A 20,078-nucleotide genomic window follows, 5' to 3' on the forward strand; every position below is an offset into this window, starting at 1 on the left:
CCAGGCCAGACCCTTCAAATGGACCAAGACTGCCGACCAGATCCTCGACCGCATCTGCCGCTACTGCTCACGCATCTCCGAACCAGATCACTAGCTCTTCGCGCACCACCGGGGTCCTGGGGAGGCCGCGCTCACCAGGGGGAGCAACGGCGGGCCTGGAAACAGGTCAGGTCAGATGTCGCTCGCGAGTTTCGCCAGGAAGTCCGCGTTGGCCGCGACGTCGTGGCCGAGGACGACCTGGTGGTGTGGAAGGGCGGCGAGCTGGTCGGCGACTGCGGCACGGGCCAGGCTGCTGCCGCCGCCGTCGATGCCGTGGGCCAGGCCGAAGTGGTCGGGGTAGCGGTCTTCCGTCGCGCCGCTCATGAAGTCGTCCTCGCCGAGCGTCCGGTCGCCGTTGACCAGGGCCGGAACGGCATCAGGGTGGATCTGGGGGAACAGCAGCCCGGCCGCACAGCCGCCGGTCGCCAGCTCCATGCCGAACCAGCTGCTGAACTGGTCGGGGAAGACCTGCACCTTCATCTCTCGCTTGCCGCCCGGTTCCCACAACGGCTTCCGGCGCCCGGCGAGCAGCGCGTCCGTGACGTCCTGGTGCTGGGTCGGGTGGAGCTGCTCCCCGCCCTTGAGCCGGTCGCGGACGACGTCGTACAGGCCGAGCGCGTCCAGGAGGCCGAGGCCGATGGCTGCTGCCGAGGGCCAGGGCAGTACGCGCAGTTCGCCCCCGACGACCTTGACGAATACCCGGTCGTTGGCGAGCAGTTCGGCGCCGCGGCTGGCCAGCAGCAGCGCCGTGGTGGTCTTCCCTGCGCCCTTGGAGCCGAAGGCGAGCAGCGCCCGGCCGGCGCGGACGACGGCGGAGGCGTGCAGGAGCGTCCAGCCGTCGCGCAGCAGGGTCGCGCGGATCATCTCGCGGGCGATCCGGGCCGTGGCCAGGGCCAGCGGCTCGGGAGCGAGGCCGAAGATGGTCACGTGCCCGCCGAGCTGCTCGGAGCGGTAGGCGAGTCCCTCTTCGCGCGAGACGCCCGTGATGGTGCCCGTGCTGTCCCGGGCGAGGAGTAGCCGGGCCTTGGCGTAGGTGACTTCGTCGTGGGGGCAGGCGGTCACCAGCGCGTTGAGGTCGGCGTACGCCTTGTCGTCGAGGTCGGCCGTGACCAGCGGTCCGGCGCAGACGCTGCTCGCGGGGACATCGAACGCTTTCCACCAGGGTCCGAAGTATCGGCGGGACCAGTCGGTGACGGTGGGGGTATTGCTCAGGACGGTCACGCTCGCGTCCGCGGCTTGCAGCCGGGTGGCGGTGGGGGTACTCACGTCGTCTCCAGTCGGGTCGAAGATGGGGCAGGACGGCGTAGCGCCTGGTAGGCGCCACGAAGTTTGGTGACGGTCGCGGCCAGTTGCGCGTCTTCGCCCGCGTCGAGGGCAGGCAGGCACGCTACGGGCTGACCGTCGGTGAAGCGCAACGGAATTCCGAGCCAGTCGCCGCGGTGTTCGGCGGTCAGTTCCTCGGTGCCGTCGACCAGGCCGAGGGCCTTGTGCAGGGTGGACAGCACGGCGCCGGCGGGTCCGGAGCGGGTGCGGCCGACGCCCGCGCTGATCCGGCCGGAGCGGGTACGCAGTTCCGCGCGTACCTCCGTAATGGGGACGGGGGCAGGCGTGCCGTTGACGGTGGTCGACGAGGCGCACACCACCGCGCCGTCTCCGTGTTCGCCGATGACGTGTCCGTGCACGGCGGTTGGGGGCACGTCGAGGAGGTGGGCGAGGGTGAGCCGGTAGCGGGCGGAGTCGAGGTTCGAGCCGATCCCGTATACGCGCGGGCAGCCGGAGGTCTCGGCGAACAGCCGGGTCATCAGGTCGACCGGGTTGGTGACCACGAGCACGGTCCCCTGGTAGCCGCGCAGCGCCGTAGCCAGGGCACGGACCACGGGGGCGTTGGCCGCTGCACCGCCCATCCGTACGTCGTCGGAACGGGTGTTGGTGAACGCGGCCCGCACGGCGATGACCACGGCGTGGCAGCCCATCAGGTCCGCCGCCCGGCGGGCTTCGGGCTGTACGGGCGATCCAGTGGTCTGTCGCATGTCGTCGAGGTCAGCGGTCAGCGCCGCCGCCTGCTCGATGGTGCGGGAGACGACGAGGAGGCGATGGCAAACGCCGGAGGCCACCAGCGTGGCCGTGACGGTCTGGCCGACGGCTCCGGCGCCGACGACCCCAATCGAGCCCACCGGTCCCGGCATCACGCGGCGACCGCCTGGGCCCGGCCCAGCGCGCTGTTCCATACCGTGCGCGCATCGGTGCCGGCCGCCAGCTCCGAGCTGAGCTTGTCGGCCATCCGGCACAGGTCGACGGCTCGGCCGATGAGCGCGTTGCCCCGGCCGGGGAGCGGCAGCGCGCCGGGCGCGGACAGGTACGTGGTGAGGATGTTGACGCTGTCCATCAGCCACAGCACCAGCAGCTCCCGCAGCCACGAGCGGCGGAGCCGGGCGGGCAGGACGTCCGCCCGGGATGCGGCGAAGGCGCTGACCCCGTGCAGGGCCTGCCGGCCAGTCTCGGTGCCGGGCCGGGCAGCGGCCAGCAGGAGCACGGTTCGGCTGATCAGCTTCGCGGCATCCACGGCAGGAGGGGCGAGCAGCAGGCCGGGGTCGATGAACACCGGCTGACCGGCTGCTCCGTGGGGGAACACCACGTGCTCGGGCTTGAGGTCCCCGTACGCCAGCACCCGCCTGCTCGCCTGCTGGGGCAGCCCCGTGGCCTGGAGCCGGTGCAGCCGGACCACGACGTCGCGCAGCAGGGCGACGACCAGGGCGCGGTCGCCGGGCGCGCACCGTTCGGCCCCGAGCCGTTCCACGTAGGTCGGGCCGCTCAGTCCGTTGAACTTGCGCTGGAAGGTCCCCCGGATGCTGCGCTCCCCGATGCCCCGGGCCGGGCCCAGCAGCCGGGCCGCCGACGGGCGGTGGAGCCGCCGCAGTTCGCCGAACGTCCCGGCGAGGAGATCGGCCGCATCGTGCGGACGCTGCAGGAGCAGGTCGGCCAGGGTCGGCCCGGTCACCGACTCGGTGAACAGCACCCCTCGCGCCAGCCCGGCCACGTCGCAGACCCGGGGCGAGTCCTGCTGGCCCAGGAGCCGCAGCTGCGCGGCCTCCCGATCCATCAGCGCCCCGGGACGCTGCACGTACGCCTGCTGCCTGGCCCGGACCTCCGGCCAGGGACCGCAGGCGCCTCGCAGCAGCGAGACCAGCGACACCCCCAGGAAGGCGTACTTGGCATACAGGGGGCGCCCGTCCACGCGGATCCGGCGCACGTAGCCGGTGACGCTGGGGACGTGGTCGCCGAGGTCGACGTCGGCGCGCGGCCACAGGTCGGCAGCAGCGGCGGCGATCTCGCGGGCGGCGAAGGCGAACACCTCGCCGGCGTCCGGGACGGGGGGAACGGGTTCGGGCGATGTGCTCACGGTCGTGGTGCTCACGTACGCCTCCAACGGCAGTGGATGGAACCCCGCCCGGGGCACCGGGCTGAGGTCGGCGCATGGTGGCTGAGAAGGAGTCCCCGGCAGGCCGGTTAAGGAGCGGCCCGCCTGCCGGGGACTCCCGTGCGCCCGACCCCACGGGGGAGGGCATCGGGCGTCTCGGGAGAGATGGTCAGGAAGACGGAAGGCCCTGGAGTCGGTCGAGACGCTCGTACAAGATGCGAACGACCCGAGCGCGGTTCTGCGCGGAGGCGACAGTGGGCCGGGGCTCCACCGACAGCCGCCGGCGGGCCTCGCCGAGCACGGTTTCGGTAAGCGGGCGCAGTGGGCTGCGGCGCGGCAACTGGGCACACTGCGCCCGTACTTCGTCTGCGACGAGGCGCGCGTGCCCGGCCAGCAGCCGGGCAATCTGCTCGCAGTCCTTCGGCGGGAGCGTGTCCCCGGCCGTGGGCAGTGCGATCACGGCGAGGGCCAGCAGCATGACCGGCTCCCGGTCCAGGGGGATCTCCCGGGTGAGCGAGCCGTCCGGGTCGCACAGCACCGTGCCGGAGGTCTGCACCGGGGTGTCGCTCACGACGCCATCGCCTCTCCGTACGCGGGGGCCAGTTCCTGCAGGCGCGCGGCCAGCCGGTCAGGGTCGACGAGCACTGGGGCGTCGAGGTCGCGCGGGGTGCCGACCCAGTCGGCCACCGCGCTGCTGTCCTGCACGGTGCGCGGCATGAGCAGCTGGTGGCCCCGGCCGAGGACCCGTACGCCCGGGATACCGGAGAACGCCTCGCCGTTGCCGGTCGGCACCATCACGTACAGCACGCCGCCCAAGTGGTCGGCCACGATCAGGTAGCCGCGGCGGGTGCTGACGCGTATCGCGGTGAGCGCGTCGACGCCCAGCTGCAGGGGCTTCACGGACACCGCTTGCCAGTCCTCGCCGCATGCCACGAACTCGGTGTGATTACAGCCCCCGACCCACTGCGCTCGCTTGATGTCGGTCTCGGCAGCCAGCTCATCCCATGTTGGGGTGGACTTCCTGGTGCCTTTGGCCGCTCCGCTGGCGGAGGACTTCGCCACGGCCGCCTCCCTGATTGGTCGTCATGTCACCGTCCACGCAAGCAGCAGCGGCCGAGTGGGAGCGACGCCAGGGCGATGCAAGAACGATGTAAGTCGGTCCAGGACGGGTGAACCCTGGCCAAGTCCGGGCATGGGACGGGAGGGGGCGGTACGGTCGCCGCACTCTCTCCAACCTCGCGGACTCCGGAGCCCGGCATGGCCGACCGCAGCAGCGCCATCCCCAACCCCGTGCTGCGCCAGGTGCGCGTGGACGAATTCCAGATGAGCCGTATGGAGTTCGCCGCAGAGGTACGCAAGGCCGGCAAGGAGATGGGCGAGCCCGTCGGGTGCCAGTCCCGGTTAGTGGCGGCCTGGGAAGACGGGGAGGTCGGTTGTCCTCGTGGCGTGTACCGGCGGATCCTGACCCGGATGACCGGCCGCAGCATGGCCCAACTGGGCTTCCGCACCGGCCCGACTGCGGCCGTCGCGACGTACAGGCCGGTGGAGGAGAGTGATCCGGTGGAACGGCGCGACTTCCTGTTCGACGGGGCAGGCGTCGTCCTGGGGATCCCGCTCGGCACCGACGAGAAGGCCACGGGGAGGATCGGCGCGACCCAAGTGCGTGCTGTCACCAAGGCCGTGGCCACCCTGTACGAGAAGGACCACGACCACGGCTCGGCGACGGTGCGCCAAGCGGCCTCCCAAGCACTGCACACCGCCTACCAGTGGCTGCAGACCGGCACGTACAGCTCGAAGACAGAGACGAGGCTTCGCTCGGCGGTCGGCGCGCTGTCGATCGCCGCCGGGTGGCTGTCGTACGACTCCGGCCGCCCAGGAGATGCCCACTCGCTGTACGGCGAGGCGCTGGCCGCCGCGCGGATAGCGGACGATCCGGAGCTGGAAGCGCACGCGTTCGGCTGCTTGAGCCTGCTGGCCAAGGCCCAGGGACGGCCGCGCGAGGCGGTCGCCGCCGCGCAGGGCGCGCAGACCGTCGCCCGCAGCACCGCCTCGCCGCGCCTGCTCAGCCTGTTCCACATGCGCGAGGCCGGCGGCTGGGCACTGATGGGCGACGCCAGCGCGACCGACCAGGCGATCGTCCGCGCCCACCACCTCTACGCCAAAGGCCCCTGCGACAACGACCCACCATGGCTGGGCTTCTACGCCCCCGGCGAGCTTGCCGGGCTCGAATGCCTCGCCCGCGCGGACCTCGGACAGCACGAGCGTGCCGCGTCCGGCGCCGAGCAGGCGGTACTGCTGCACGGTGATGCGTTCGCCAGAAACCGGGCCCTGTACACCGCCGACGTCGCCATCCAACATGCGGTGAGGGACCGTCCCGAGCCAGAGGCAGCTGTCGAGGCCGCGGGCCGGGTCCTCGCGTTCCTCCCCGAGGTGCGCTCCGACCGGCTGCTGCAATCACTGCACGACGTCGCGGGCGCGCTGCAGCGGCATAACCGCGTCCCCGCGGTCGCCGACTGGATCGAGGAGTACCGCACCACCACCGCCACCGGAGGAGGACGGGCGTGACCCCCAGCACCCGCACAGACGTCGTGATCCGAACCTACGGCCCCGGCCAGATCCCGCCGCTGCTCGACACGATCGCCGACATCTGGGCTGACGCGCACCCCGAACTCGTCGACACACCGGGTGCGTCCACCGACGGTCTGTCCGTACCCGCGCTGCGCCGCCAGGTCCTCGGACACCTCAAGCACGAAGGGTTCACGCTGGTCGCCGCCTACGCGAGCGGCTCCATGATCGGCTTCGGGTACGCCTTCCCCTGCACGCCCGAATACTGGTACGGCGACCTACTCCCCCAGATCCCCGAACACGTCCGCGTGGGCCGCCTCATGGGACTGTGCGAACTTGCCGTCACCCCCGCCCGGCAGTCCCAGGGCATCGGGGCCCGCCTGCACGCCGAGCTGCTCAAAGCAATCGCCCCGGAGTGGTCCTCGCTCCTGGTCCGCCCGGACAACACCGCCGGCCGCGGCCTGTACGACCGTCTCGGCTACAAGTACGCGGGCCCGTACCGCAACGAGCCGGGCGGTCCGGTCTACGACCTGCTGCTCCTCCAAGTCGGCCCCACGCTCCCGAAGCTGCGGCGAAGTGACAAGTAGCACTCTGTAATCATCCTTGTCCTGCGTGACGTGGTCGGCTGGGGCGGGAGATGATCGTTCGCGGTCAGCGTTTGACGCGGTTGCGGATAGCGAGAACGGCGAGGCCCAGGAGGATGGGTTCGGTCAGGCGTGAGGTCATCTCGATGTAGGTGCCGGTGGTGGTCAGGTCCTGGCCGGAGGAGCGAAACCACCGAGTTGAGCGTGATGTTCAGGGCCTTCTCGAAGCGTTCGCCGGTGAACCGGTTGCCGGTGGGGTTCTGCGGGTCGTCCTTGTCGATCTCGAAGGTGACGGTGCCTCCGCCGGCTGGGACGGTGCCGGTCGCGGTCTGTTTCGGGGTGTCCTTCGCGAGGCCGACGGCCATGAGCAGCGTGATGGTGAGGAGCATGGCGGCGCCGAGCCAGGCCAAGGCCCGGGAGGCGCGCAGGCCGTAGCCGGACAGCGCCCAGTACGCGGTCAGCAGACTTCGTTCGCTGCGGGGGATGTCGTCGGCGTGCCGGCGCATCTCCATCTCCCCGTAGTAGAAGTCCGCGGCCCCCGGCTCGTGTTTGCCGTCCTCCAATGCCTTGCGCAGCGCCCGGTACACGGGCGCCAGCTGCAACGGCCCCGCGCGTCCGGCGCCGAGGACCGCCACGTTCCAGCCGCGGACCGCCCCCGGCTGCCTGGCGCGCCAGTGGTGTTCCTCGGCGAGGGTACGGCGCTCGGTGAACCGTACGGGCGGCCAGCGTCGCCAGTGCACGGCGGGCGGGGCCGTGTCGAAGGTGCAGGCGCTCTCCAGCCGCAGTTGGTCCAGGTGCACCGTGCCGGCGAACAGACATCCCGACAGGTCGACGTCGGACAGGACCAGATGGGCCGCATCCACTCCACGCAACGATGCCAGCCGCACCCCGGGGCCAGGCGCACTCGCAAGAAGATCTTCGGTCAGCTGCCGGCCCGTCAGCGAGCACGAACGGATCCGGATCTGCGGCGATCGTGAGGGGGTACTCGAACACTGAATGACCGAAATCCACCGTGGCGTAGCGCAGACGTACCTCAGCCGTCGACGACCAGCGGGTCCGCCGGCACTCCAGACGGCGCGTGGCAAACGAGAGGGTCACCGGGCCGCCGAACACCGCCCCTGACAGCACGACCCGTCCAGCACATACCAACGGCCCCACACGGGCAGCTTTCTCGAAGGTCGCCGACTCGAACCTGGCGTCGCTCTTGAAGGTCGCCGACCCGAACCAGGCGTTGCTCTCGAAGGTCGCCGACCAGAACCTGGCTTCGTCCGTGAAGGTCGCCGAGTCGAACCCCGCGTCGCCTTCGAAGGTCGTCGACCAGAACCTGGCGGCGCTCTTGAAGGTCGCCGACCCGAACCAGGCGACGTCTTCGAAGGTCGCCGACCCGAACCAGGCGGCGCGTTCGAAGGTCGCCGACTCGAACTGAGCGTTGTCCTTGAAGGTCGCCAACCTGAACTGGGCGAAGCCCTTGAAGGTCGCCGACTCGAACATGGCGTCGCCCGTGAAGGTTGCAGACTCGAACTGGGCGAAGTGCTCGAAGGTCGCCGACCCGAACTGGGCGTTGCCTAGGTGTGAGTGACCGGTTGCGGAGTCACGGAGAGGGGTGAGCAAAGCGTCGAGGAGGGATGCGGTGAAGGGAGTGCCGCGGTGGTCGATGTCGGCGCCGGGTGTCAGGCCCGCAAGGTAGGCGTCGCGTTCGGGGCCGCCAAGGTGGGCGAGGCATGCGGTGTGGCCGGGTACGTGGATGCCTGGGCAGCCGATTGGGTTTTCCGGACTGGCTTCCTCGCCGCAGTGCGGCCAGCTAGGCGGGGTCAGGGACGGGCCGGGGCTGGGCTGAGACATACCCGGGAGACGATCGAGCACCGACAATCGGTTGCCGATCTCGCCGGTAAGCATCGTCACCGCAGGTGCAAGGGTTCTCACAGAGGGCTACTTGTCACTTCGCCGTAGCTTCGGGAGAACAGGGCCAAGATCCCCGTGGGTTCAAGGAAACCGAAGGTCCTTCAGCCTGAACCCACGGGTCCACCGGTCTGCTTCAGGTCGGCAGACCCGTGGGTTCGGTTGGAACACGAGGGTGCTGTGCAAGCCGAAGAGCTTCGGCCGTGACATCGGCGTCCACCTGCGCCTGTGTTCTGTCGCCGTATTCAAGGACGTCGTAGTCGTCGTCCAGGTTGGCGAGTCGCTCGGCCAGAGGCAGCTCGTGCCCGAAGCGCTGATGGATCCTGAAGGCCAGCTCGCGTGGCGTCAGTTCGCCGGCCAGCATCCGGGCGGCAAGTGCGCGCGCGGCGGCTTCCTGTCCGGCAACGCTGCCCGCTGGGTGGAAAGTGAGGCCCAGTTCGTCGAGTGCCGGGGGAAGGAGGTCGGGGACGTCGTAGTCCGCCTCCGCGCGTGTGCACGCGGCCAAGATCCGCAGGGCAGGACTGTCGAGGCCGGCGACGAGTGCATCACAGGCAGCAGTGACGACGTCGGTTGCGCGGATCTCGCCCATGCTCCAGAGAACTGCACGATCCTGAAGCTGGCGGGCTGCTGGTTCGGTCGACGGCATCTGTCCATGATCTCGTCAGTGGGTTGAGCGGGTCGAGTGGGTTTCATTGCGGTGTCTGCTCGGCAGCTTCTCCCAGAAGCGCGCGTGCTGAGTTTGCGTAGCGGATGGCGGTCTTCTCGTCGATGCCGAAAACGAGGGCGAGGTGGAGGGGGTCGGCGCCGTGGGTGAGCGCCTCTTCGAGTTGCCGGTCGACGCGGAGCCGTTCGAGGGTGGCGGTGAGGTTGCGGGTGGCCCGGGTCGTCCAGAGCTTGCCGGCCGGGCCGAGTTCGACGGCGGTCTTCTGCGTGATCAGCAGGTGGGGGTTGGCCGTGTTCGGCCAGCGGTTGCGGCGGTGGTCGAGCCAGTCCAGGACCGCTCGGTGGGTGAGGTCGTCGAGTGGGCGGACGTGGCCGCCGACGGTGATGCGCCGGTTGCCCACGTCGACGTCGTCCAGCTGCATGGTGCGGATCATCTTCGGCCGTGCCGCGTGGACGGCGGCCAAGGCGATGATGAGCCGGATGTCTGGGGTGGTGGCGGTGGCGATGGCCTCGTCGATGTCTGCCTGGACAAGGGCCTGGAGGACGCCGCCGGTCTGCCGGGGGACACGGATGCGGATCGTCGGGTTGCGGAAGATCTGGCCGTTCTTCTTCGCGTGCCGGAACAGTGACCGCAGTGCGACGATCCGGCTTTCGCACTGTTTTCCGGTGACAGCGTCCCGGGCCGTGATGAGGGCAGGGTTGCGCGGGCGGGCGCGCTGCACCGACGAGGGGCTAGCTGCGCAACTCCCGCCCGGGTGAGGCAGATCATGCGGACGGGAGTTGGATGCGAGGGAGGGCAGTGCGAGGTGAGGGTGGGTCAGCCCGATACGCGGCGTTGTGCGGCCCGGCGGCGCTGCTCGGCGGCGAGTCGATGGGTCTTGCGGCGGACACGCTCGCCGAAGGCCGCCGACTCCCCAGCGCCGGCGGCCGCCGCCTCCGTCCAGGTGGTGCCCTCGTCTTCGGCGTACGCGAAGACGACAGCGCGTTCGGCCGGGGCGAGACCGCGCAGGACGGCGTTGAGCCGCTCATCCTCGAACACTCCGCCCGCCGCGCGGGCGAGCAGGTCGATGTCGGCGGCGACCAGGTCGTGCAGCGAGAGACCGTCCCTGAGGTCGGCGTCCAGGGACAGCACCCGCCCGTGCCGGGTGCGCCGCTTCCACACCGGTCCCAACTGCCGGTGCACCGCACGGGCCTGAGCCTTCAGTACCCCGAGCGCGGTCACCGGCAGATGCCCGGTGTCCCATAGGGGATCGCTCCAGTTCCCGATCAGCGCCGTTCTCACCGCCTCCCGCCACCGTTGGCTGCGCGGCAGCAAGAGGGCGCGCGCGGCGACCTGGTCCAGCAGCTCCGGGTCAGGCCTGTGCAGTACGTCCCGACTGGCCGCCACTACGCTCAGCAGCTCCTCGGACAGCTGTCCGGGGGTGGCGGCGGCCGCCCGGGGGGACGCTGTGTCGCGGAGGCGGACGCCGTCTCCCGCGGCGTCGACCGGCACGAACATGTCCAGGGTCTTCAGCGGCGGAGGGATGGGGCAGCCACAGACGCCGAAGCCGAAGACGACGCTGCGCAGGGGGGCGAGGTCATCACGGGGCGGCGGTGCGGGCATGGTCATGGTGGTGCGCTCCTTGGGGTCTGAGTCCGTTCCCCTCTCGGTCCCGGGGAGCAGGTTCACCGGCAATGAATCCTGGAAGCGGCGGTGTGATCCGGGTCACTGATGCGGCAAGCCGGGCTGAGCCAGCAGGTCGGCGAACTCGCGGTCGGCGGCGGCCAGGGAGCGGGCCTCCTCGGCCCGGACCCGGTACTCGTCGGCCAGCTCGGGTTCGAGGCCGGTCAGTTCCTCCAGCAGGCGGGCGCCCTCGTCCTGGACCGAGGCCCGGCTGCGCAGCAGCGCGGCCCGGTCGGCGGCCGAGCCGCCGTCGGCGCTCCGGGTGCGGAACCGGGTGCGCAGGAGGCGGGCCTCGTCGGCGAGTTCGGCCAGGCGGGCGTGGGTGGCGGCGGCCCGTTCGACGCGGGCCTTCTCGGCGGCTTCGGCGCCGGGGAAGCGGAACGCGTCCAGGCCGGAGCTGAAGGCGTCGCGCGGGCGGTCGGGGTCGATGCGGGCGTAGGCGGCGTCCAGGGACACCACGGCGTCCATGGCGGTCAGGCCGCTGCTGCCCCGCAGTGCGGTGCGTCCACCGGCGGACCACTGGGCGAACGCGGGCGCCCACTTCTCGCTGGCGGACTGACGGGCGATGCCGGCGGCCGCGCCGAGCTCGGTCCAGGTGGAGCCCTCCTCCCGTTCGGCGACGGCGGCCCGGGCGATGAGCGCGTCCAAGGCCTCGCGCAGGGCGAGGGTGCGACGCAGCCGCTCGCCGCGCGGGGCGTCGGGGTCGAGCGGGATCAGGTCGTAGGCACGCTGCGGGCGTGCAGCGCGTAGGAGACCCGGGCCTCGTCGACGGGGGACAGGGCGGTGGGCGGCGGGGCGGGCTCGGTCATGGCCGTCAGGCTACCCCTGCCGCTCCCTGCACGCAGGACAGGCCTGCCGGGTGCGCATCGTCGCCTGAGCCGACGTCTTGTTTTTTACCGTCAGGACGTGTCTGCCTCAGGTTTCGCTGCTGGCCCACCCTGACGGTCACATTGACGTCGGGCGAGCCTTCCGCGTCTGACCGTCAGGGAGAACCTGACGACAGATGGCAGGCAGGCTCTCCCTGACGGATTTCGGAAGTGCCGGACCGGGGCGTATCGCCTCGGATAACGGAAGTCGCCGACCTGCTTGTTTCGAGCCCGACGGTGGTGGCCCTCTCCCGATGACCGGACAGTCTCGGACGATCAAGATCATCCGGTGATGGAGCGAGCCCTCCCCCCGTACAGGGCCTTTTGGTGCCCGAACTGCCTCTCCGGAGCGCTTTCCTGACGTTGCTTCGATCGTCGGGCGTCAGCACCCTTCCGCTCATCGCGCAACGGCGCGTGGGGCTCCGACACCCCGGAACGCAAGTGGAAGGACTCGTCATGAGTCGCTGGATCATCAGGGGCTGGCGTCGCTGGCGGCGGTACGTGCTGCCCGCGCCGGCCGCCGTGCCCGGGTGCGTGCAGGGTGTGCCCGGCATCCCGCGCGGCTTCGGGTTCGCCCGGCCCGCAGTGCAACTGGGTGGGCTCTCGGTGGCCGTATACGGCCTGGCCGCCATCTGGGCCACGCACCCCGGTCGAGGTCGGTCTGCTGGCGGCCGTATCTGGTGCGGCCACGCGCTGTCCAAGGCCGCGTACGAGGCGCTGGTCGCCGTCTGGCGGGCGAAGCGAGGTGGAAGCCGTGGGCGTCGCTGATTCGCTTCGGAACGAGCCGATGGGGGCGCCGCTCGGGTTGAAGAGCAGGGCGAACAGCGCCGACGTTGTACGGACCCTGGTGACCCGTCAGTTGGGCGCCATGATCGAAGAGTCCGGGATGTACCTGCAGGAGCTGGCCGAGCGGACCGGCATCCCGGCGGACCGGCTGGCCGGGATCAAGATCGGCATCTTCGAGCCCAGCCAGCCCCAGTTGCTGGCGCTCGTACGGGCGTTGGCCAGCCCCGAGGAAGTCCACAACGGCGTGTTCATCGGCATGCCCGCCGAGCGCCGCGGGAGAACCGCCACCGGTACCGGTCGTAGCCGCCTACGCCCACCAGGCGTCCCGCTCGTAGTCGATCAGTGGTCTCCGGGCGACGCAGGCCAGAGTGTGCTCTCCCCGAGGTCGTCAGCGGCCATGCACAGGAGTACGCGCCGTTCTCCGCGAAGCGCGTACATCCGAGGGACGACCGGCTACCGACTCCCCCCGTCCGCCGTTCGCAGTCAAGGACAGCCACACCGAATTCCTGGAGGCCAGGATGGGACGAGACGCCAAGCGCGCGAAGCAGGCCCGGCGAGACAAGCGGCTCCGCAGCTCGTCCAGTACAGCCCCGTCGGCATGAGGTGCGTGCGGGAGGCGGAAGACGGCCGGGCGGCGGGACGGCCACCGCGCTGCCCCGGGGCCGTTGTCCCGGGTCCCTCAGCCCTGTCGTCCCGCCATCGCCGCCACGAACCCCGGGTCGAACATCGTGCGCGCGGAGGTGTCGTCCGCGGGGTCGAGGCCCGCGTCGTGGCAGGCGGTGCTGAGCAGGTAGCGGCCGAGCGCCGGGTGGGTGGTGAAGGCCCACTCGCCGCGCGAGGCGGGCGTGCCGTCGGGGGCGAGGAGGAGGCCGCTGCGCAGCCCGAACCCGAACTCGGTGAAGCCGAGCCGCATGCCCTGGCCGAGCGCCTTGGTGTACGCCTCCTTCAGCGTCCACAGCCGCAGCGTTTCGGCGGTCTGCTCGCCCTGCGGGAGCGGGGCGAGTTCCGCCGCCTCCGCCGGGGTGCACATCTGGGCCCGCAGCAGGTCGAAGCGCATCCGGCGGTCGGCGGGCTCCGCGTCGACGCCGATCCGTCCCTTCCTGCTGAGCCCGACCGCGATCAGGTCGCCGGTGTGCGTGAGGCTCAGATCGATCTGGTCGAAGCCGCGCAGATACGGACGCCCGCCCAGCCGGTAGGCCAGGTCCAGGGACTCCGGGTCGGTCCGTAGCGCGGCCGCCGCCGTGTACTTCATCAGCAGGCGCGAGGCGACGAACCGGTAGCGCGCGCTCGTGTCGGGGGCGCGGCGGTAGCGGGCCCAGTCGCGGCCGAGGAGCCGGCGCAGCCGGGGCGTGGCGAGCGCGGCGGGCAGCCACTCGCCCCAGGTCGTGTGGACCACCGCGTTGCCGAGTTCCGTCAGGTTCTCGTGCACCGGCCGCCACGGCCCGGCGGGCCGTACGTGGACGGGCGCGCCGATCGTGGTCTGTCCCGGCTGGTCCATCGTGTCTCCCCTGTCCCTGCGCCGCTCCGCGAGCGGCGCTCTTTGCGCCCCGGGCCCTAACCCGCGAGTGGTGTGTCGTACAGGTCGAAGCTGCGGCCGCCGCGGAAGCGGTCGAGTACCTCCGTGAGGACCGACTCCGTGACGCCGTCGGGCAGTTCTGGAACCGGCACGCCCAGGCGGCGGCCGATCCGGGACAGCGCGAGCACGGCCCAGGCCGGGTCGTCGAGAAACGAGTCGGTGCCGTCCTGGCCCTGCCACACGCCCAGGCAGGCGGCGGCCGTGAGGACCAGCGCGTACCGGTCGGCCAGCGCGCAGGCGCGCGGATCGACGAGCGTGGAGCGGTCGTACTCGGTGAGCCGGCCGCACTGTTCGCGCAGGGCCCGCATCTCCTGGACGAATGCGGCCGCCAGGTCGGCGAGCGCGGCCAGGTGCGGCCCGTCCGCCCTCAGCGGGCCCAGGCGCTCGGCGGTGCCGATGAGGGATGCGGTCAGGACGTCGTCGCTGCCGAGGAGCGTCAGTCTGCGGTAGTCGAGCGCGGGGAGGGGCGCGGCCGGCAGGAAGAGCCGCGCGGTCGGCTCGTCGGTGCGGAACCACGACTGCCGGGCGAGCGTGCGCAGTTGGGGGACGATCACTGCCTGGCAGGCGGCGGTGCCCGCGTGGCCGAGCCCGGCGACGGGCAGGTCCCGCAGGAGTTTTTGGAAGCCGCCGTAGCGCGGGCCGCGGTCGTAGCCGCGGGCGCCGAGGACGGTGGACAGTTCTTCCAGGTCCTCGCGCAGCAGGTCCGGCGTGGTCATCTTCACGGCCGCGGCCGGCAGATGGGCGCTGTCGGGCAGCAGGCTCAGTGCCCGCAGCCCGGTGACGGCCATGCTGTCGCAGGCCAGCAGGTCGGCGAAGACGCCGGCGAGCACCGAGTGGTAGCGGCGCGGCGGCCATCCGGCGGGGCGGCCGGTGAGGGCGGCGCGCACCGCGAAGCGCAGCACGCTGTCGACGCCGGCGACGAGGGTGGCGGGGATCAGGCAGCGGTTGACCATGAAGGTGCGCAGCGCGAGGGAGACACCGTCGCCGATGTCGCCGACGAGGGTGTCGGCGGGGACGCGGCCGGTGAACTCCAGTCCCGCGAAGCGGCTGCCGCGCATTCCGGGGGTGGGAACGCGCGGCAGCCGGCGCACACCGCCCGGCGGGAGCCGCTCGGGATCGAGCAGCAGCACGGAGTGGCTTCGTGGGCCTGCCGAGGCCGCCGTGCGGGCGTACATGACGAACGCGTCCGCCCGGTCGGCGTTGATGACGACGTCCTTGCGGCCGCCGAGCACAAAGCCGCCGCCGGGTGCGGAGCGTGCGGTGAACTCGTCCCGGAGGATCGCGTTGGCGTGGGCGAGTTCGTGGTGCAGGATCGTGACGCGTCCCCCGCCTCCGCTCAGCAGGAGCCGGGCGGTGTCGGTGCGCTGCTGGTCGTCGCCCGCCGCCCACACCGCGGACGCCCCGAACAGCGAGGTGATCCCGTAGCCGAAGCCGAGTGCCACATCGCGCCGGAAGAGCGGGCGCAGCACGCGGGCCAGCAGGTCGGGGCGGGCGAGCCGGCCGCCGAGTTCCTGGGGGACGAACTCGGCGGCGAGGCCCGCCCTGGTCAGCAGGTCCTCGGTGGCCTCGGGCACCGCGCGGCGGTCGTCGGCCTCCAGCAGGGCCCGGTAGCCGTGGGGGTTGCCCGGGTCGCCCGGGTCCCCGAGGAGTTCTTCCAGCCGGGCGGCCCGTTCGGCGCCGCCCGGCGGTGCCGCCCCGAACCCTCCGGCCGCCGGGGCCGCGGGGCCGGCCGGCCTCGCCGTCACAGGACCGTGACCGCGCTCTCCGCGTGCTTCTTGGCGAGGTTCAGCGTCGCCGTGCTGTTGCGGCCCAGCGCGTCGCGCACGTAGCGGCGTGCCTTCGCGACGTCGGCGTCCTCGCCGAGCACCTTGCGGATGTTCTCGGGGCGCAGGACCACGCTGTGCTGCGAGGTGACCGTCACGCCCGTCTCATCGGGGACGACGGACCACTCGCCGGTGTGCGCCGACATCAGCAGCGGCGTGGCCGTCTGCTTGTAGACGATGCGCCCGGCGTGCGGGAAGCAGACGCGGACGGACTCGGTGGTGTGCGAGGAGCCGTCGGCGGTGAGGGTGTCCATGGACATGATCTGCACGCCCGGCTCGTCCTCGGTCAGATCGAGGCGGGAGACGTGCGGGACCAGTTCGGGCCAGTCGCCGACCCGGTAGAGGAAGTCGTAGACGAGTTCGGCCGGGCCGTTGACACGGACCGAGTCCTCGAACGACAGGACCAGCTCGTCGAGGTCGGCCCAGCGCTCGGCGAGCTGCCTGAGGTTGTCCAGCTCGGCGCGGCTGTTGGTGTCGGTGGCCCGCTCCACCCACGCCAGACCGTCCGGGTCGTCGTCGGCGACCGTGAAGTCGTGCAGCAGGGTCAGACTGGACCGGTCGGCGCCCAGGGACTCGACGATCCAGGTGCCGCCCATGGTCCGCACGGGGTCCGCGGGCACCTCCTGGCGGAACTCGACGCGGCGCCGCCCGGGGTCCAGGGCGCGGCGCGAGGTCCAGGACTTGACCTGTCCGTTGGCGGTGGCCCACATGCGCAGCCGCTCGCTCTCGCCGTCGGACTCGAGCTGTTCCACATGGACGTTGGGCGGGAAGAACAGCGGCCACCTGACCGCGTCGGAGATCAGGCCGTAGACCACGCCCGCGGGCGCGGCCACATTCACCTCGTGCGTCGTGCGGTGCACTCGCTCGGCGGACATGTCGGTTCCTCTTTTCGGATACGGGGCGGATGCGGTAGCTGCTCGCCAGGAGTGCGCATGAGGCCGAATCAGCTCGATCGTGTGATGGTCGGCTTCCGGGCTTGCGCTGTCCTGGGCCGTTCGGGTTGGCGTGATCGTGCGATCTGGGACGCGAGGTATGGCGTCAGCGTGCGGGGCCCGGTGTTTCACCGGTGTGATGGTCCAGGGCCTCTCCGTCGTCTCTGGCCATACCCATCCGGCCGGGTCGCGCGGGGCTGTGTCCATCAGCGGCCTCCGGCCGCGGGGGCCTCCCGGGCCCGGGCCCGGACCACGCACAGGATGCGTGTCGCCGCCCCGGGGTCGAGTACGCCGGGGACCGGCTCGCCCAGGACCGTTCGGGGCGCGCGGCTGAACGGGCTCACTCCCGCTCGGTCCACAGGAACGGTCAGAAGTTGCCCAGGCCGCCGCAGACGTTGAGGGCCTGCGCGGTGATCGAGGCGGCGTGCTCGGTGGTCAGGTAGCCGACGAGGCCGGCGACCTCCTCCGGTGTGGAGTAGCGGCCGAGCGGGATCTTCGCCTCGAACTGTTCCTGCACCTGCGCCTGGGTGGTGCCCCAGGCGTCGGCGTAGCCCTGGCGGACCCGCTCGGCCATGGGGGTCTCGACGTATCCGGGGCAGACCGCATTGACGGTGATGCCGGCCGGGGCGAGCTCCTTGCCGAGCGCCTTGGTGAAGCCGACGACGCCGTGCTTGGAGGCGGAGTAGGGGGCGCCGAGCAGGACGCCCTGCTTGCCCGCGGTGGAGGCGATGTTGATGATCCGGCCGTGCCGGGCGTCGGCGAGGCCGCCGTTCTTGAGGACCTCGCGGGTGAGCAGGAAGACACTGTTGAGGTTGGTGTCGATGACGTCGTACCAGAGGTCGTCGGGAATGTCCGCGGTCGGGCCGCCGCCGCTGCGCCCGGCGTTGTTGACGAGGACGGTGATCGGGCCGAACGCCTCGAGTGCCGCCCGCACCAGCGCGCCGACGGATTCGCGGGAGCGCACGTCGGCGGTGGTGCCCTCGGCCTCCAGGCCTTCCGCGCGCAAATCCTGGACGGTCTGTTTCACCTCCTGCGCGGTGCGGGCGCAGATGAAGACGCGGTGGCCGCGGCGGCCCAGGTCGCGGGCGACGGCCAGGCCGATGCCGCTGGTGGCGCCGGTGATCAGGGCGACCGGTTTCGCGGGCGGCGGTGCAGGCTGTGAAGTCATCGGGCTCTCTCCGTCTTCATGGCGCCGGTGGTGGTTCCGACCGTGTCCTGAACGGCTCGAAGAGCGCCGGAGGCGTACTCGAGGGATGCCGCACGATCGCTTCCGGACGGGCTGCGGGAGGCCCGCGGCAGCACCGGTTCCAGCGCCTGGGCGAGCGTGTGCCGGGTCAGGCGGTCGCCCCGGGCGGCGAGGTAGCCGTCGGGGCGTACGAGCACCCAGGCGCCCGCGGCCAGGCCGAGGGCGCGGCTGAGCGCGCCGCCCGGGTCGGGCAGCGGGCCGGGTCCCGCGGCGGAGCCGACGCAGCGCACGGAGAGCCAGGCGCCGTACCGCGCGGCCGCGTCGGTGGCGGTGCGCAGGGGGACGCCGTCGGCTCCGTGGCCGCCCGGGGCGACGAGCAGGGTCCAGCGCACGTCGCGCAGTTCGCGTGCCAGCGCGTCGCCGGCCACGGCCGCGCAGGCCGCTCGCTCGCCGGGGGCGGGCACATGGCGGGGCCGCGGGATCATGACGGACGAGGCGTCGGGCGTGACGATGGGCACGGGCTCGGGCCCGGCGCCGGTGGTCAGGGAGGATGTGGTGTAGGCGAGGCGCAGTCCGGACATGCCGCCGAGGACCTTGCGCTGGACGGCGCGGCGCAGCGGGGGCACGGTGCGTACGACGCCGAGGACGACGGGCAGGGCCACCGAGGCGAGCGCGTTCTTGAACTGGACGAGGAAGGTGGCGGTGCGCGTCGAGCCGAGCAGCGCCTTGCCGACGGGCACGCGCTCCTCCCCGTACGTGGCGAGCAACTCCGCTCTGGCGTAGCCCCGTTGGACGGTGGCGAGTTTCCAGGCGAGGTTGTACGCCTCCTGGATGCCGGTGTTCATTCCCTGCCCGGAGGCGGGGCTGTGCACATGGGCGGCGTCGCCGGCGACGAAGACGCGGCCTTCGTGCATGCGCGGCACCATCCGCTGCTGGAAGGTGAACACGGACGTCCACTCGGGGTCTCCGACGCGCACGTCGGTGCCGAGGCCCTGGGAGAGCTTGGCGGCGAAGCGGTGGGCGGCGCCGGTCGCGTCGGGTGTGCCGGGCGCGGTGTCGAGCAGGCGCCAGTGGCCCGCGCGGGCGTAGGGGACCATCATCAGGGCCTGGCCGCCGGTGTGGACCCAGTAGATGCTGTCGGGCGGCAGGTCGGCGTGGACGGGGGCGTCGGCGAGCATCCAGGTGTCGCGGCTCCGGCCGATCAGCGGCAGGCCGAGGGCCTTGCGCACGGTGCTGCGGCCGCCGTCGCAGCCGACGAGCCAGGGCACCGCGCAGGTCTCCTCGGTGCCGTCGGCGTGGGTGAGCCGCGCTCGTACCGTGCGGTCGTCCTGCTCGAACCCGGCCAGCTTCACGCCCCATTCGACGTCGACGCCGAGCCGGGCGACGGCCGCGCGCAGCACGGCCTCGGTACGGGTCTGCTCGATGATGACGGTGTAGGGGTAGCGGGTCGGCATGGACGCGTAGTCGGCGTCGAGGCGCACCAGTCGGCGGCCCGACGCGTACATGGTGAACGCCCGGTTCTCGCGGCCGTGTCGGAGGATGCCGTCGACCGTGCCCATCTGGTCGAAGGTCTCCAGGGTGCGCGGGTGGACCGCGACGGCGCGGCTGGTGGGCGAGGGTCCCGGCGCGGCGTCGACGAGGCGGACCCGCAGGCCCCTGCGGGCCAGTTCGTGGGCGGCGGTCAGGCCGACCGGGCCGGCGCCGGCGACGAGGACCTCGAAGCCGGCGCTCATCACAGCCCGGCCGGGGCCGGGCCGGCGGCGGAGCTGCGCTCGGGCAGGGTCTCGTACAGGCCCGGCTCGGGCGTGGCGAGCGGCCGGAGAGCGCCGACGAGCGCCCCGAAGGCCTCGCTGGTGACGGCGGCGCGGTGGGCGGCGGCGTCCTGCCACACGGCGAGTTCCAGGAAGACGTTGGCGCTGCCGGCCTGGCGCAGCGTCTGGTGGCCGAGGTAGCCGGGCTGGGCGCTCATGTAGGCCGTGACGCGGTCCTTGGCGGCGAGGAACTCCTCGACGTCGCCGTGGACGGTCAGCTTGTTGACGAAGGTCACCATGGCCGGACTCCTGTCGGGAAGAAGGTAC

The 20,078-nt window shown here is 71.9% G+C and carries 20 protein-coding genes and 1 pseudogene; 3 read left to right on the top strand and 18 right to left on the bottom strand.

The features are described from left to right. Positions 1–171: 171 nt before the first annotated feature. The 5 genes from ACFU53_RS29995 to ACFU53_RS30015 form a co-directional block, all read right to left on the bottom strand. Positions 172–1,305 carry a hypothetical protein gene (locus ACFU53_RS29995; protein ID WP_383999102.1) on the bottom strand — a complete coding sequence of 378 codons (1,134 nt, stop codon included), beginning with the start codon at positions 1,303–1,305 and terminating at the stop codon, positions 172–174. Next, positions 1,302–2,213, bottom strand: coding sequence for an NAD(P)-binding domain-containing protein (locus tag ACFU53_RS30000; RefSeq protein WP_383999105.1), 912 nt, complete (start codon positions 2,211–2,213; stop codon positions 1,302–1,304). The genes ACFU53_RS29995 and ACFU53_RS30000 overlap by 4 nt, the downstream gene beginning before the upstream one ends. Before the next feature lie 11 nt (positions 2,214–2,224). Further along, the gene (locus ACFU53_RS30005) at positions 2,225–3,454 is read right to left on the bottom strand and encodes a hypothetical protein (RefSeq protein ID WP_383999108.1); all 1,230 of its coding nucleotides are present in this window, start codon (positions 3,452–3,454) and stop codon (positions 2,225–2,227) included. 172 nt (positions 3,455–3,626) lie between these two features. Continuing rightward, positions 3,627–4,028: a DUF6415 family natural product biosynthesis protein gene (locus tag ACFU53_RS30010; protein WP_383999110.1), complete on the bottom strand. Its 402-nt coding sequence runs from the start codon at positions 4,026–4,028 to the stop codon at positions 3,627–3,629. After that, positions 4,025–4,519: a hypothetical protein gene (locus ACFU53_RS30015; protein WP_383999113.1), complete on the bottom strand. Its 495-nt coding sequence runs from the start codon at positions 4,517–4,519 to the stop codon at positions 4,025–4,027. Before ACFU53_RS30015 ends, ACFU53_RS30010 begins: the two co-directional genes overlap by 4 nt. A gap of 195 nt (positions 4,520–4,714) precedes the next feature. Here ACFU53_RS30015 and ACFU53_RS30020 point away from each other — a divergent pair, with 195 nt between their 5' ends. Beyond that, positions 4,715–6,022, top strand: a complete 1,308-nt coding sequence (locus ACFU53_RS30020) for a hypothetical protein (protein ID WP_383999116.1) — start codon at positions 4,715–4,717, stop codon at positions 6,020–6,022. Beyond that, on the top strand, positions 6,019–6,609 hold the full coding sequence (locus tag ACFU53_RS30025) for a GNAT family N-acetyltransferase (protein WP_383999119.1): 591 nt from the start codon (positions 6,019–6,021) through the stop codon (positions 6,607–6,609). Before ACFU53_RS30020 ends, ACFU53_RS30025 begins: the two co-directional genes overlap by 4 nt. Here the strand turns inward: ACFU53_RS30025 and ACFU53_RS30030 are convergent. From ACFU53_RS30030 to ACFU53_RS30055, 6 genes and pseudogenes are all read right to left on the bottom strand, one after another. Continuing rightward, complete coding sequence (locus ACFU53_RS30030) at positions 6,546–7,469, bottom strand: hypothetical protein (protein ID WP_383999178.1); 924 nt, start codon at positions 7,467–7,469, stop codon at positions 6,546–6,548. The two genes, ACFU53_RS30025 and ACFU53_RS30030, sit on opposite strands and share 64 nt — an antisense overlap. Before the next feature lie 373 nt (positions 7,470–7,842). Continuing rightward, positions 7,843–8,502, bottom strand: a pseudogene (locus ACFU53_RS30035) (pentapeptide repeat-containing protein); the annotation flags it as partial. Positions 8,503–8,641: 139 nt separating this feature from the next. Next, the gene (locus tag ACFU53_RS30040) at positions 8,642–9,151 is read right to left on the bottom strand and encodes a hypothetical protein (RefSeq protein ID WP_383999122.1); all 510 of its coding nucleotides are present in this window, start codon (positions 9,149–9,151) and stop codon (positions 8,642–8,644) included. A 43-nt stretch (positions 9,152–9,194) separates the two neighbouring features. Further along, positions 9,195–9,890: a hypothetical protein gene (locus tag ACFU53_RS30045; protein ID WP_383999124.1), complete on the bottom strand. Its 696-nt coding sequence runs from the start codon at positions 9,888–9,890 to the stop codon at positions 9,195–9,197. 95 nt (positions 9,891–9,985) lie between these two features. Beyond that, positions 9,986–10,777, bottom strand: a complete 792-nt coding sequence (locus ACFU53_RS30050; protein WP_383999127.1) for a hypothetical protein — start codon at positions 10,775–10,777, stop codon at positions 9,986–9,988. Between the two features lie 96 nt (positions 10,778–10,873). Continuing rightward, the gene (locus tag ACFU53_RS30055; RefSeq protein ID WP_383999129.1) at positions 10,874–11,479 is read right to left on the bottom strand and encodes a hypothetical protein; all 606 of its coding nucleotides are present in this window, start codon (positions 11,477–11,479) and stop codon (positions 10,874–10,876) included. 674 nt (positions 11,480–12,153) lie between these two features. Between ACFU53_RS30055 and ACFU53_RS30060 the strand changes: the two genes are divergently transcribed. Continuing rightward, positions 12,154–12,465 (top strand): hypothetical protein, encoded by a 312-nt coding sequence (locus ACFU53_RS30060; protein ID WP_383999132.1) that lies wholly within the window; start codon positions 12,154–12,156, stop codon positions 12,463–12,465. 87 nt (positions 12,466–12,552) lie between these two features. Here ACFU53_RS30060 and ACFU53_RS30065 read toward each other — a convergent pair whose 3' ends face one another. From ACFU53_RS30065 to ACFU53_RS30095, 7 genes are all read right to left on the bottom strand, one after another. After that, positions 12,553–12,771: a hypothetical protein gene (locus ACFU53_RS30065; protein ID WP_383999135.1), complete on the bottom strand. Its 219-nt coding sequence runs from the start codon at positions 12,769–12,771 to the stop codon at positions 12,553–12,555. Positions 12,772–13,162: 391 nt separating this feature from the next. Beyond that, the gene (locus ACFU53_RS30070) at positions 13,163–13,981 is read right to left on the bottom strand and encodes a 4'-phosphopantetheinyl transferase family protein (protein WP_383999138.1); all 819 of its coding nucleotides are present in this window, start codon (positions 13,979–13,981) and stop codon (positions 13,163–13,165) included. 56 nt (positions 13,982–14,037) lie between these two features. Then, on the bottom strand, positions 14,038–15,804 hold the full coding sequence (locus ACFU53_RS30075) for an acyl-CoA dehydrogenase (RefSeq protein WP_383999140.1): 1,767 nt from the start codon (positions 15,802–15,804) through the stop codon (positions 14,038–14,040). After that, positions 15,801–16,757 (bottom strand): aromatase/cyclase, encoded by a 957-nt coding sequence (locus ACFU53_RS30080; RefSeq protein ID WP_383999143.1) that lies wholly within the window; start codon positions 16,755–16,757, stop codon positions 15,801–15,803. Before ACFU53_RS30080 ends, ACFU53_RS30075 begins: the two co-directional genes overlap by 4 nt. A 424-nt stretch (positions 16,758–17,181) precedes the next feature. Then, a complete protein-coding gene (fabG, locus tag ACFU53_RS30085; protein WP_383999146.1) occupies positions 17,182–17,982 on the bottom strand; it encodes a 3-oxoacyl-ACP reductase FabG in 801 nt (266 codons plus the stop codon). Further along, positions 17,979–19,733 carry an FAD-dependent oxidoreductase gene (locus tag ACFU53_RS30090; protein WP_383999149.1) on the bottom strand — a complete coding sequence of 585 codons (1,755 nt, stop codon included), beginning with the start codon at positions 19,731–19,733 and terminating at the stop codon, positions 17,979–17,981. Before ACFU53_RS30090 ends, fabG begins: the two co-directional genes overlap by 4 nt. Then, entirely contained in the window at positions 19,733–20,050 is a 318-nt protein-coding gene (locus ACFU53_RS30095; RefSeq protein WP_383999152.1) for an antibiotic biosynthesis monooxygenase family protein, read from the bottom strand. Before ACFU53_RS30095 ends, ACFU53_RS30090 begins: the two co-directional genes overlap by 1 nt. Between the last annotated feature and the right edge of the window lie 28 nt (positions 20,051–20,078).

Origin of the sequence: Streptomyces sp. NPDC057474 (assembly GCF_042802555.1) — a bacterium.
Taxonomy (GTDB): domain Bacteria; phylum Actinomycetota; class Actinomycetes; order Streptomycetales; family Streptomycetaceae; genus Streptomyces.

Bases quoted from the DNA above. Each gene is read 5' to 3' on its own strand.
- ACFU53_RS30020 (WP_383999116.1), top strand. From the start codon at position 4,715: ATGGCCGACCGCAGCAGCGCCATCCCCAACCCCGTGCTGCGCCAGGTG.
- ACFU53_RS30040 (WP_383999122.1), bottom strand. From the start codon at position 9,151: ATGCCGTCGACCGAACCAGCAGCCCGCCAGCTTCAGGATCGTGCAGTT.
- ACFU53_RS30050 (WP_383999127.1), bottom strand. From the start codon at position 10,777: ATGACCATGCCCGCACCGCCGCCCCGTGATGACCTCGCCCCCCTGCGC.
- ACFU53_RS30060 (WP_383999132.1), top strand. From the start codon at position 12,154: ATGAGTCGCTGGATCATCAGGGGCTGGCGTCGCTGGCGGCGGTACGTG.
- ACFU53_RS30070 (WP_383999138.1), bottom strand. From the start codon at position 13,981: ATGGACCAGCCGGGACAGACCACGATCGGCGCGCCCGTCCACGTACGG.
- ACFU53_RS30080 (WP_383999143.1), bottom strand. From the start codon at position 16,757: ATGTCCGCCGAGCGAGTGCACCGCACGACGCACGAGGTGAATGTGGCC.
- fabG (WP_383999146.1), bottom strand. From the start codon at position 17,982: ATGACTTCACAGCCTGCACCGCCGCCCGCGAAACCGGTCGCCCTGATC.
- ACFU53_RS30090 (WP_383999149.1), bottom strand. From the start codon at position 19,733: ATGAGCGCCGGCTTCGAGGTCCTCGTCGCCGGCGCCGGCCCGGTCGGC.
- ACFU53_RS30095 (WP_383999152.1), bottom strand. From the start codon at position 20,050: ATGGTGACCTTCGTCAACAAGCTGACCGTCCACGGCGACGTCGAGGAG.